This is a genomic window from Ruoffia sp. FAM 26254, from assembly GCF_045528545.1.
In the GTDB taxonomy this organism is placed as follows: Bacteria; Bacillota; Bacilli; order Lactobacillales; family Aerococcaceae; genus Ruoffia; species Ruoffia halotolerans.
The window spans coordinates 1-10,726 of sequence record NZ_JBGQQY010000066.1 but is presented as its reverse complement, the minus strand read 5'-3'; the positions used below and the strand labels follow the sequence as shown (position 1 = coordinate 10,726).

Below are 10,726 nucleotides of genomic sequence, written 5' to 3'. Positions count from 1 at the left end.
TTAAAGATGAGAACACAACACAAACTATCGTTGCATAGAGAGACACTTAAACATAGGAATAAAAAAAGAGCCAAGGTGACTGCGTCACCTGGCTCCTCGGTCCACCAACATCAAAAATTCATGAACCCAAAAAAAGAGCTTAAAAAATGAAGACTTACTTCAAATTCTAAGCTCGTAATTATTTAAGTTAAAATTGATTATTCCATTCCTGGAGCGTTAATTTTGATACCAGGTCCAAAAGTAGTAGACAATGTTAAACTTGTCATGTAAGTACCTTTAGCTGAAGCTGGTTTTAAACGAACGATTTGTTCGTGTAATGCGTTAAAGTTTTCTTTTAATTTAGCATCATCAAATGATACTTTACCGATTGGAACATTAACGATTCCTGCTTTGTCAGCACGGTAAGTAACTTGACCTGCTTTGATGTCGTTAACCGCTTTAGTAACATCTTGTGTTACTGTACCAGTTTTAGGGTTAGGCATTAGGCCTTTTGGTCCTAATACGCGTCCTAGACGACCAACTTGTCCCATCATGTCAGGTGTTGCTACCATTACGTCGAAGTCTAACCAACCACCGTTGATTTTTTCGATTAGGTCTGCTTCACCAACAAAATCAGCACCTGCTGCTTCTGCTTCTTTAGCTTTATCTCCAGTTGCGATAACTACAACTGTTTGAGTTTTACCAGTACCATGTGGCAATACCATTGCTCCACGGATCTGTTGATCAGCTTTTTTAACATCAATATTTAAGTTGTAAGATACTTCCATAGTTGCATCAAAGTTCGCAAAGTCGATTTCTTTCGCTAATGCGATTGCTTCATCTGCGCTATAGAAATTGTTGCGGTCTACTTTTTCTAATGCCGCTTGAAATTTTTTACTTTTCTTAGCCATTTAATTTATTCCTCCTATATTTGTGGTATTAACGGTAATACCTCCCACACCCGATAGAATACGGGCTGGAAGCTGCGTTATGCTTAGCCCTCGACAGTGATTCCCATTGAACGAGCTGTTCCTTCGATCATGCGCATAGCAGCTTCTACATCTGCTGCGTTTAAGTCTTTCATTTTAATTTCAGCAATTTCTTGTACTTGTGCTTTTGTTACTGAACCAACTTTGTTTTTGTTTGGTTCACCAGAAGCTTTGCTTAAGCCAGCTGCTTTTTTAAGTAAGATTGGAGCTGGTGGTGTTTTAGTAATAAAACTAAATGAACGGTCTTCATACACATCGATTACTACTGGAATAATCATCCCATTTTGATCTTGTGTTTGAGCGTTAAATTCTTTAGTAAACGCCATGATGTTAACTCCCGCTTGACCTAATGCTGGACCAACTGGCGGCGCTGGACTTGCTTGTCCCGCTGGAATTTGTAATTTGACTTGTGTTACGACTTTTTTAGCCACGAAACATTCCTCCTTGTAAAATTTTTTTCGTGATGTGGTTTACGGAGTGAGCTTCACTCCTCCCACTCAGTGTGCGTTCTTGCGCACCGAAATAGTATACCATGTTTATTCCATATTGCAAGTGCTAATCTACATTTTATATTCTTTATTATGCCAATTAGCTAAATTCTCTAACAAAATGGCATGACTTTCTTCTAAAGCGGCTTGATTGGCTTCATCATTCCCACCTAAGGCAATCAATCCTGCAGAGTCTCCTAAATATCTTTTATTTGAGAATAAATGACCTGCCTCTGGATAATTGTGTAATTCAATTTGGTTTGCCTGTTCAATAATCGCTTCACCCATTTGACTTGAATTCCACATTAAATCGTCGCCACCGGCGAAAATAATTCCTTCCCCTGTAAATTCTTCAGCTTTAATGCGAGCTGCTTCTAGACTCTCTGCTTCGCTTCCTTCAATCACACTGTCATAAATTGGTTGATATGACACCGGTGTATAGGTGATAAAGCCTGCAATCATCTGCATTGTTTCTATCATACTACCTGATTGATTACTCAAATGCGGCAATGGCTCATCTTGGTAAGACCATGAGCTGGCGTCTGCATTTTGTTGGTCTAGTGAGAAGAAATTATAAGTAGACGGTGCATATAATACGATGTGATCAATCTCTTCATAGATGGTAGCTAAGTTTAAAGTTAATTCCGCTCCTTTAGAAGCACCTAAGACTGTGATAGGACCATCCGATTGACTATGTTCTTCGTGATAAGCTAAGACTTCTTGGTAGAAATCGAGGGGAACTTCATGAATACTTTCAGGTAATTCACCTGGTCCGAAAAAGAATAAACTGTAAACTTCGTATCCTTCATTTGCCAATTGAACCGCTAACTCATAATTGGGCGAACCTTCGGAACCCCCAAAGGTGAAGATCGCTCCCTCAGCTAAAATTTCATCTGGAACAAGATGGAAGCCATTAACATACCCTTCTTCGATTGTTTCAACTGTCATATTGGCTTGTTCTGTCTCATACAATGCTAAATTGGCTGGCTCGACATAGACACTTTCTTCATCCGTTGCAATATACTCACTATACCGATTCGTTTGAACCCAACGTATTCCGAAGATAATAACCGTGATTAGAATAGCAATCACTACAATCCGGAGTAAAACTTTTAAGATGAGTCTCATAATGTGTCTCCTACTCTCTCTTAAGAAAACTGAGTGACCTTGTTATAGTCATTTTACCATAAATGAAAGTGCATCCGAAGGAGCACAAAAAAGATGAACCTAAATTAGATTCACCTTATAACCTATTTATTCACTCTTTTAACTCGTTGTTCTTTTTGTAGTCGGAACAGTTGAACGAAGCCAACGGCACTTATAACAAAAAGAACTGCGGCTACATACATAACGATATTACTTTTATATTCAAAGGATGAAAATGGACTATGTTTAATAAATATTCCTAGGATAGCCCATAATGCTACTGGCATAATCATCTCATTACCTAACTTTGTATAGTAATAAGCTGAAAGTGCTGCCACAACAATCATTAACGCAACCGTCCAAATAATACCTATTGTACCGGTTAAATCAACACCTTGACTTACAGTATAAGTAGTTAAGTTAGCCATACTCGCCACTAATAACCAACCAAAATGTAGACCCATTGAGTATTTTAAAAACCAAGGGTTTTCTCTTAATGTGGGTGTAGCACTAATAGCTTCAACACTTTTCATAATTCTAGTTGTGTATAATAAAATAACGATCAGTGAAGCAAGTAACCATTCATTACTCCAACAAATAATCCAGACAATGTTTAAAGCAATCCATTCTATCATTCGCGTTAAAATCAATTGACGGTAAAGCGCACCGAAACGATCTCCTTTTGGACGGATAAAATCAATACTAATTGTCAATGCCATTCCGATATAAATCACAGCCCAAATTGAAAAAGTAATGCCTGCTGGTGCAAATAAATTCACATATTTATCTGAAACTTCTGCTTGAGTTGCTGGTAAGATAATCCCTGCCGCACTCAAATAGTTCAATAATAGTAATAATACGAAGAATACTGGCACAGCCCAACGATAATATTTATGAAATGAGTTCATATAGTTTGTACTCCTAACTATCGTGATTTAGTTGCTTACTACAGTTCTTCTTCTTTGATTTGGTTGAATTCTAATTCAGCCACTGTTTCACGACCGAACATTTCAATAAGAACTTTAACTTTCTGATGTTCTTGATTCACTTCTTCAACAACACCTGCAAGACCTGAGAAGGCACCATCTGTAATTTCAACACGATCACCCGTATTGATATTTAAGTCGATAATTTCTTTCGGTTGTTCACCGTCACCTAGAATATAGGCGATTTCTTCATCTAAAAGTGGTGCTGGTTTACTTCCGGCACCATGCGAGCCAACGAAACCTGTTACCCCTGGTGTATTACGAACGATAAACCATGCATCATCTGACATAACCATCTCAACTAAAACATAACCTGGGAAAGTTTTTTGTGTTTTAGTTTTTGGTTCGCCGTCTTTCACTTCTGTAACATCTTGTGTAGGGACAACCACACGGAAGATATTCTCCCCCATTGCCATACTATCTTTACGTAAATCAATATTTTCTTTAACTTTGTTTTCATATCCTGAATAAGTATGTAGAACATACCATGCTTTATTTGATTCCATATTGAACTCCTTTCAAAAAATTCTCAAAATAAAAAACCTACAAAACAGTAGGTTCGTTCCTTGCGTCAATTATACCATTAATCCTTCAATGATTACTATAAAAAAACTAGAAATCACGCTCTTTTTAATTAAACACTAAATAACCAATCCATTAGTGACGAGAATACTTCATCGGTTAATGCAAAATAAGATGCGAAAATAACGACAAAGATAACAACAATCCAAGTAAAGCGATTGACTTCTTTAACTGATGGCCAATTTACCTTTTTCATTTCGTTTCCGACTGATTTAATATAGTTCATTCTTATCCACCTATCTACTTAGTTTCTTTATGTATTGTGTGCTTATTACAGTATCGACAGAACTTTTTAAGTTCTAGACGAACAGATTGACCCGTTTGTGTCGGTGTCATTTGGTAATTGCGTTGGCCACACTCTGTACATGCCAAAGCTGCTTTTCTCTGTGCCATATGCAACCCCTCCTATTATAGATTCATCTTTACATCTCAATAAATCATAATGAAAAGTACCTACAATTGTCAAGCATTGATTGCATAAGTTATCTAATTTTTAATTTCAAAAGTTATTCAAGAGAGAATGAGTCCTTTAACTTCTTCCTACATCGATCATAGGCACTTTGCACTTGGGTTTCGCTAATGACCAATTGTTTCGCTATTTCTCTAACACTGTCACCTTTTTGATAATTGAAGAATACTTTACGTTCTAGAGATGACAATGAATCAATAAATAAGTTATGGACTTCTTTCAATTCAATCATATCTTGAGCTGATATATGATAATGATTTTCAATCTGATCTAACAGATTGATTTCACTTTGATTTTTATTACTTTGATATTCAAGTGACAACTCTCTAATACCTCCACCACGCTTATACGCCTGGTCAGCACGACAAAGATTAATGATTCGGTTCTTATATAATAATTTAAAGAAGCCTGAAAATCGGTGTTGTTTTTCTGGATCATACATATCGATGGCTTCTAACATAATAATTTGTGCTTCTTGGTAATAATCTTCTAAATCATAATTAGGAACTTTGATCTGATTAAAACAACTTTTATATAAAGGTACATATCTATTCACTATATGTTCAAAAACATCTGTATTAAATTCTTTCTTTAATCCTATAACCAACGCTTCAATGGTCATTGTCTTCATCGCTCTGTATCCTTCCTGTTTTAAAATAGGATGAAACAGATTAAGTTATGTCTTAGTGGTATTAGTCGCTTTGCCCTTCAATCTCTTCTCGTAAGCGGTCCAATTTCTCTAAATGAGTGACATCCCAAGGACTTCGCCTTCGAATGCGAGAGTCATAAAAAGTACTCACATCGCTTCTAATTTGTGACTTGGCGTAATTTACTTCCATTAGTAACTCATTAGCTGATTGTCTCAGAGCACCTTGTTGAAAGACCATCCACTGCTCGGCTGCATCGCTCGTTGCGACCACGACTCGAGTCAGGGCATTTATATGCTGTTTGACTGTCCGTTCAATATAACTATCTGCTGTTTCCCCTTCTTGTGTGAAGACAACAGTGACATTAAACTCCTCAAAAGTTGAGGTAATTCCTGGGACAAATTGTGCATCAAACACCACAATGACCTCAATATCTCGATACTTTCGATAGTTTGAAAGTTCAAATAATAGCAAATCTCTGGCTCCTTGAATTTCGTCACGTTTCTTTAACTGCTCTAATTCAGGCCAAGCACCAATCATGTTATATCCGTCCACGAAGAGAACTTCTTTTCTGCGCATTTTATCGCTCCTTACATCTTTGGAATACGATGTCTGGCAACTTCATAAGCAAGGATTGCAGTAGCTACACTTGCGTTTAAACTTTGCACATGTCCAATCATCGGGATAGTTACTGTACCATCGGCATTTTTTAGAATATTTTGTGATACACCTTGCCCTTCATTACCAATAACGAGTGCAATCGCGCCTTCACTGTTCCAAGTTCGCATATCTTCGCCTTCCATAGCTGTCGCAAAGATCCAAACACCGCGTTCTTTTAACTCAGTGATTGTTTGAGAAAGGTTCGTTACGCGAATCACCGGGACATGTTCAATCGCTCCGGTTGATGTTTTTGCAACGACCCCAGTTAGTCCTACGGCGCGGCGTTTTGGAATAATAATTCCATGAACACCAACGGCATCAGCCGTTCTAATAATTGACCCTAAGTTATGCGGGTCTTCTACCCCATCTAAAATGAGAAAGAAAGGCGGGACTCCTTGGGAATCAGCTAAGTCAAACGCATCATTCAATGTAGAATATTCAAATGGTGGTACAGTAGCAACAACACCTTGGTGATTTGCATTATCTGTCATATCATCGAGTTTCGATTTTGGAACCTCTTGGAATACAATGCCTTGTTGCTTCACTAGATTCAATATATCAGTAATTGCTGGACCTGAAATCCCCTTTTGTAGAAATAGTTTATTTATTTGTGATTTTGACTCCAATAAATTGATTATAACGTGTTTTCCGTACTGAAATTCGGAATCCTGCGATATTTCTTCGTTATTCTTTGATTTTTTGGGGTCGTTATTTTTTCTATTTGGCTTCGCAGACATATTATCCCTCCTGGTTCTCATCGATATAATCAACGGCTGCCTGTAGAAGTTCTTGCAGGCGATCAAATTTGCGGCTCATATGTAACCAACCAACGAGTGACTCAAAGCCAGTCGCTTGGCGGTAATCTCCGATCGATGCATTTTTAGCTTTTGTATTGGCTTTATTATTTCGACCGCGTTTGTACATCGTAATCTCTTCTTGAGTTAAGTAGTCATCAAAAGATAGCCAATGGTGCATCACACTTGCTTGTCCGCGTGCTTCAACGTATTTTACAGCTGCTTTATGTAATTTATTGGGGCTTGTTTCGCCTTTACTTAAGACATAATCACGGACAAAGACTTCGTAAACAGCGTCTCCAATATAGGCTAAGGCTGCACCGTTGAGTAAGTTTGCTTTTTCATTCATATTAATTCTCTCGTTTCCATTGTGTTCCGTGTGGCGTATCGTCTAGTAGTATTCCTTGGGCTTTTAACTCATCGCGAATTTCATCGGCACGTTGGAAATTACGATCAGCGCGTGCTTGGTTACGTTCATCGATTAAAGCTTGGATTGTCTCGTCAACTAAGTCTTCTTTCTCAAGGACTAAGCCGAAAATACTTAATAATTCATTTAATTTTTGTTTCATTTCAATTAAAACAGCTTTTTCAACTGTTTTTTCTTCAAGATAGTGATTCATCACTTTAACCAGTTCAAACACTGCTGTCATACCATTTGCTGCATTGAAATCGTCATCCATGGCGACTTTAAACGATGTTTCGATCTCATTTACCCGGTCTAACCAGCCAGAATCTTGCACTTCGGTTGTCTCTTCCGTTTGGTCAATACGGTAATTTGTACGGCGTAATACTTCTCTTAAACGAGCAATATTATTTCGCGCATCCTCTAAAGCCGCATCATCATATTTCAACGGACGACGGTAGTGAACTGTTCCTAGAAGATAGCGGACAACCATTGGATCAACCGCCTCAATTAAATCTCTCAATAGAACAAAGTTCCCTAAAGATTTACTCATCTTCTCTTCATCTTGTCCAAACGTCACGAACCCATTATGTAACCAGTAATTTGCAAAAGTCTGGTCATAATGACTTTCTGATTGCGCAATTTCGTTCTCATGATGAGGGAACTCTAAGTCTTGCCCGCCTGCATGAATGTCTAATGTATGGCCTAAATGTTTCGTTGCCATCACTGAACATTCAATATGCCAACCCGGACGTCCTTCTCCCCATGGAGATGCCCAACTAATCTCACCGTCTTTAGCCTTTTTCCATAAAGCAAAATCAATTGGATTCTCTTTACGTGCAAGTTCTTCATCATTTGTACGCTCACTTGCCCCAACACGCAATTCATCTAAAGACATATGAGACAGTTCACCGTATTTTTCAAAGGAGTCTGTTCTAAAATACACATCCCCATCTGCTTCATACGCGTGACCTTTTTCAATTAAACGCTCATTAAATGCCACAATATCTTCAATATGATCCATGACGCGTGGATATTTATTCGCAGGTTTAATATTCAAAGCACCTGTATCTTCCATAAATGCTTCAATATATTTAGCTGCCACCTCTTTAGGCGTTAATCCTTCTTCTTTAGCTGCTTTAATAATCTTATCATCAACGTCGGTAAAATTTGATACATAGTTAACAGTAAATCCACGGTACTCTAAATAGCGACGAATGGTATCGAATGCCACACTACTTCTAGCGTTCCCAATATGAATATAATTATATACAGTGGGTCCACAAACATAAAAAGTCACTTCATTCTCTTTTTGTGGTGTAAAAAATTCTTTTTGTCTAGTTAATGTATTATATAATTGGATACTCATTGTTATTGACTCCTTTATTTAATGTATTCATATCTTATCATAATTACCGCCGTTTACCTATGGAGAGAATAGGTAAGATTCTTCTATTCATTATTCCAATATAAAGAAAAACCACCACCTAAACGCCTGCGCTAAGTGATGGTTTAATGATTATTAGTTATACCTATTCATTTGGAACTAAAGCAAAAGCACGAACACTAAACCCTGGTGACCCAACAATATTCACTGGTGCGACAATAATTACAGCTCCTTGAGTGGGTAATTGCTCTAGATTCTTCATCACTTCGACTTGATATTTATCTAAAGCTAACCAGTAATACTCAGCAGCAAGGGACCCCGTGCGAGTGTAATCGACACCACTATCCGTATCTAATGTCTCATGTCCAATGGCATTCACTTGACGCTCCTTATGTAAATATTCTAATGCCTCGACTGACCAACCTGGCGTGTGACTCACACCTGACTCATCTTTATTATAAAAGGCATCGTGATCTTCCCAACGTCTAGACCATCCGCTTGAAAAAGCAACGAAACTTCCAGCTGGAATCTCTCCATTCTCTTCTTCATACGCTTGAATATCTGCCACACTGACTGTGAAATCAGAATTTACTTCCACTTTCTCTTCAAAATGCAGTACATACAACGGAAGAATTAACTCATCTAAAGTTAACTCGTCTAAAGTACGTTTACCCGTTGCGAAATGAATCGGTGCATCAATATGGGTACCGTATTGGCTCGGCAGTGTAAATTCTTTAGCATAAAATCCATCTAAATCAATGTTAAAGATGACTTTCTCTGTTAAAATTTCTAAAGCTGAAAACTTTGGAATCTTATCAGAAACTGGATGACTTAAATCAACTCGCTTAGCACTTAATAATAGTTGAGCGAAATCAGTTTGAGTCATATCTATCCCCACACTTCTTCAGCAACTGATTGAACTAAACGGATCTTATCCCATTGTTGTTCTTCTGTTAAGATATTGCCTTCTTCAGTTGAAGCAAAGCCACATTGTGGACTTAGACATAAGCGTTCTAACGGAACAAATTCCGCCGCTTCATGAATGCGTTTAATTAATGTTTCCCGATCTTCTAACTCACCATCTTTTGATGTTACTAAACCTAGAACAACGTATTTATCATCAGATACATATTCTAATGGTTCAAATCCGCCCGCACGATCCGTATCGTATTCTAAGAAGTATGCGTCGTAATTCCCTCGGTCAAATAAGGGTTGTGCAACTTCATTATAACCGCCTTCTGTTGCCCATTTTGAATGATAATTTCCTCGACATACATGGGTATTAATAACTAAATCTTCCGGTGCACCTTCTAAAGCTTTATTATTGGCAGTAATATAAAGTTCTTTTAATTTTTGACGAGTTTCTGCTTTTGCTCTTTCTTCTATATTATCTGAGTTTAACTGTAATTTAGTAGATACGCCTTCAGGGTTCTCTGACACAATCATCCCCCATGTACAGTCATCTAATTGGATTGTACGAGCTCCAGCGTCATATAAATCACGAATAACTTGTTGGTAAGCTTTTGCTACATCGTTAACTAATGCTTCTTCACTAGAATATACTGCTTGAGTGGCTTCAATGTTTTCTGGGCGATATAATTCAGCAAGTAATTGAGCTGGTGCTGGGAAAGTTTGTTTTGCTTCAATACCTTCGGACACATGATCACGAACAAACTTAAAATCCTCAACAAACGGATGATTTTCACCTGAAACTGGTCCTGATAATCGAGCTGTTTCGGCACGAGTATACTCACCGTGGAATTGATAACCACCGTCGTTAACTTTTTCAACCCCGTTTAAGCCCCAGAAGAAATCAAGATGCCACCAACTACGGCGAAACTCACCATCTGTCACTGCTTTAAGTCCAACTTCTTCTTGTTTTTTAATTAATTCAATAATGAATTTATCTTCAACGTCTTTTAACTCTGCTTGTGTAATTTTTCCTTCAGCAAACTTTGCTCTAGCTGCTTTTAACTCCTCTGGTCTTAAGTAACTTCCTACAACATCATAGCGAAATGGTGAACGTGTGCGTTTTGTAAAAGTAGTCAAGTGTGTTCCTCCTAATATTTTAAAATAATTTAATCAAAGAATTTATGGTTTTGATTTGTCAAATTAAGCTAGACAAAACTGCTTCATCTAAGTAACTCAAAAATACTTCCAACGGTGTTCGGTAGTGTAAGGATTTCCGTGGAATCG

14 protein-coding genes are annotated in these 10,726 nt (G+C 37.7%); all 14 read right to left on the bottom strand.

Annotated features, from left to right (window positions below; genetic code table 11):
* Positions 1-197 precede the first annotated feature (197 nt).
* Positions 198-890: a 50S ribosomal protein L1 gene (gene rplA / locus ACEN3Z_RS10975; RefSeq protein WP_407090890.1), complete on the bottom strand. Its 693-nt coding sequence runs from the start codon at positions 888-890 to the stop codon at positions 198-200.
* An 83-nt stretch (positions 891-973) separates the two neighbouring features.
* A complete protein-coding gene (gene rplK / locus ACEN3Z_RS10970) occupies positions 974-1,399 on the bottom strand; it encodes a 50S ribosomal protein L11 (RefSeq protein WP_138404224.1) in 426 nt (141 codons plus the stop codon).
* A 129-nt stretch (positions 1,400-1,528) separates the two neighbouring features.
* Positions 1,529-2,584 carry an acyl-CoA thioester hydrolase/BAAT C-terminal domain-containing protein gene (locus tag ACEN3Z_RS10965; RefSeq protein WP_407090889.1) on the bottom strand — a complete coding sequence of 352 codons (1,056 nt, stop codon included), beginning with the start codon at positions 2,582-2,584 and terminating at the stop codon, positions 1,529-1,531.
* A 122-nt stretch (positions 2,585-2,706) separates the two neighbouring features.
* Positions 2,707-3,510 (bottom strand): hypothetical protein, encoded by an 804-nt coding sequence (locus ACEN3Z_RS10960; RefSeq protein WP_407090888.1) that lies wholly within the window; start codon positions 3,508-3,510, stop codon positions 2,707-2,709.
* A 38-nt stretch (positions 3,511-3,548) separates the two neighbouring features.
* Entirely contained in the window at positions 3,549-4,094 is a 546-nt protein-coding gene (gene nusG, locus ACEN3Z_RS10955; RefSeq protein WP_197104055.1) for a transcription termination/antitermination protein NusG, read from the bottom strand.
* A gap of 128 nt (positions 4,095-4,222) precedes the next feature.
* Positions 4,223-4,396, bottom strand: a complete 174-nt coding sequence (secE, locus tag ACEN3Z_RS10950; protein WP_338486777.1) for a preprotein translocase subunit SecE — start codon at positions 4,394-4,396, stop codon at positions 4,223-4,225.
* 14 nt (positions 4,397-4,410) lie between these two features.
* On the bottom strand, positions 4,411-4,563 hold the full coding sequence (rpmG, locus tag ACEN3Z_RS10945; protein ID WP_138404229.1) for a 50S ribosomal protein L33: 153 nt from the start codon (positions 4,561-4,563) through the stop codon (positions 4,411-4,413).
* 113 nt (positions 4,564-4,676) lie between these two features.
* Positions 4,677-5,270 carry a sigma-70 family RNA polymerase sigma factor gene (locus ACEN3Z_RS10940; protein WP_138404230.1) on the bottom strand — a complete coding sequence of 198 codons (594 nt, stop codon included), beginning with the start codon at positions 5,268-5,270 and terminating at the stop codon, positions 4,677-4,679.
* 61 nt (positions 5,271-5,331) lie between these two features.
* Positions 5,332-5,865, bottom strand: coding sequence for an NYN domain-containing protein (locus ACEN3Z_RS10935; protein ID WP_338486781.1), 534 nt, complete (start codon positions 5,863-5,865; stop codon positions 5,332-5,334).
* An 11-nt stretch (positions 5,866-5,876) separates the two neighbouring features.
* Entirely contained in the window at positions 5,877-6,683 is an 807-nt protein-coding gene (gene rlmB / locus ACEN3Z_RS10930) for a 23S rRNA (guanosine(2251)-2'-O)-methyltransferase RlmB (RefSeq protein ID WP_407090887.1), read from the bottom strand.
* A gap of 1 nt (position 6,684) precedes the next feature.
* Positions 6,685-7,089 (bottom strand): Mini-ribonuclease 3, encoded by a 405-nt coding sequence (locus ACEN3Z_RS10925; protein WP_407090886.1) that lies wholly within the window; start codon positions 7,087-7,089, stop codon positions 6,685-6,687.
* Position 7,090: 1 nt separating this feature from the next.
* Entirely contained in the window at positions 7,091-8,512 is a 1,422-nt protein-coding gene (gene cysS, locus ACEN3Z_RS10920) for a cysteine--tRNA ligase (protein WP_407090885.1), read from the bottom strand.
* Between the two features lie 163 nt (positions 8,513-8,675).
* Positions 8,676-9,416, bottom strand: a complete 741-nt coding sequence (locus ACEN3Z_RS10915; RefSeq protein WP_407090884.1) for a cyclase family protein — start codon at positions 9,414-9,416, stop codon at positions 8,676-8,678.
* Between the two features lie 2 nt (positions 9,417-9,418).
* On the bottom strand, positions 9,419-10,579 hold the full coding sequence (locus tag ACEN3Z_RS10910; protein WP_407090883.1) for a 5-methyltetrahydropteroyltriglutamate--homocysteine S-methyltransferase: 1,161 nt from the start codon (positions 10,577-10,579) through the stop codon (positions 9,419-9,421).
* Positions 10,580-10,726 lie beyond the last annotated feature (147 nt).

Bases quoted from the DNA above. Each gene is read 5' to 3' on its own strand.
- ACEN3Z_RS10915 (WP_407090884.1), bottom strand. From the start codon at position 9,416: ATGACTCAAACTGATTTCGCTCAACTATTATTAAGTGCTAAGCGAGTT.
- secE (WP_338486777.1), bottom strand. From the start codon at position 4,396: ATGAACTATATTAAATCAGTCGGAAACGAAATGAAAAAGGTAAATTGG.
- ACEN3Z_RS10965 (WP_407090889.1), bottom strand. From the start codon at position 2,584: ATGAGACTCATCTTAAAAGTTTTACTCCGGATTGTAGTGATTGCTATT.
- cysS (WP_407090885.1), bottom strand. From the start codon at position 8,512: ATGAGTATCCAATTATATAATACATTAACTAGACAAAAAGAATTTTTT.
- ACEN3Z_RS10940 (WP_138404230.1), bottom strand. From the start codon at position 5,270: ATGAAGACAATGACCATTGAAGCGTTGGTTATAGGATTAAAGAAAGAA.
- nusG (WP_197104055.1), bottom strand. From the start codon at position 4,094: ATGGAATCAAATAAAGCATGGTATGTTCTACATACTTATTCAGGATAT.
- rplA (WP_407090890.1), bottom strand. From the start codon at position 890: ATGGCTAAGAAAAGTAAAAAATTTCAAGCGGCATTAGAAAAAGTAGAC.
- ACEN3Z_RS10935 (WP_338486781.1), bottom strand. From the start codon at position 5,865: ATGCGCAGAAAAGAAGTTCTCTTCGTGGACGGATATAACATGATTGGT.
- rpmG (WP_138404229.1), bottom strand. From the start codon at position 4,563: ATGGCACAGAGAAAAGCAGCTTTGGCATGTACAGAGTGTGGCCAACGC.
- ACEN3Z_RS10960 (WP_407090888.1), bottom strand. From the start codon at position 3,510: ATGAACTCATTTCATAAATATTATCGTTGGGCTGTGCCAGTATTCTTC.
- rlmB (WP_407090887.1), bottom strand. From the start codon at position 6,683: ATGTCTGCGAAGCCAAATAGAAAAAATAACGACCCCAAAAAATCAAAG.
- ACEN3Z_RS10925 (WP_407090886.1), bottom strand. From the start codon at position 7,089: ATGAATGAAAAAGCAAACTTACTCAACGGTGCAGCCTTAGCCTATATT.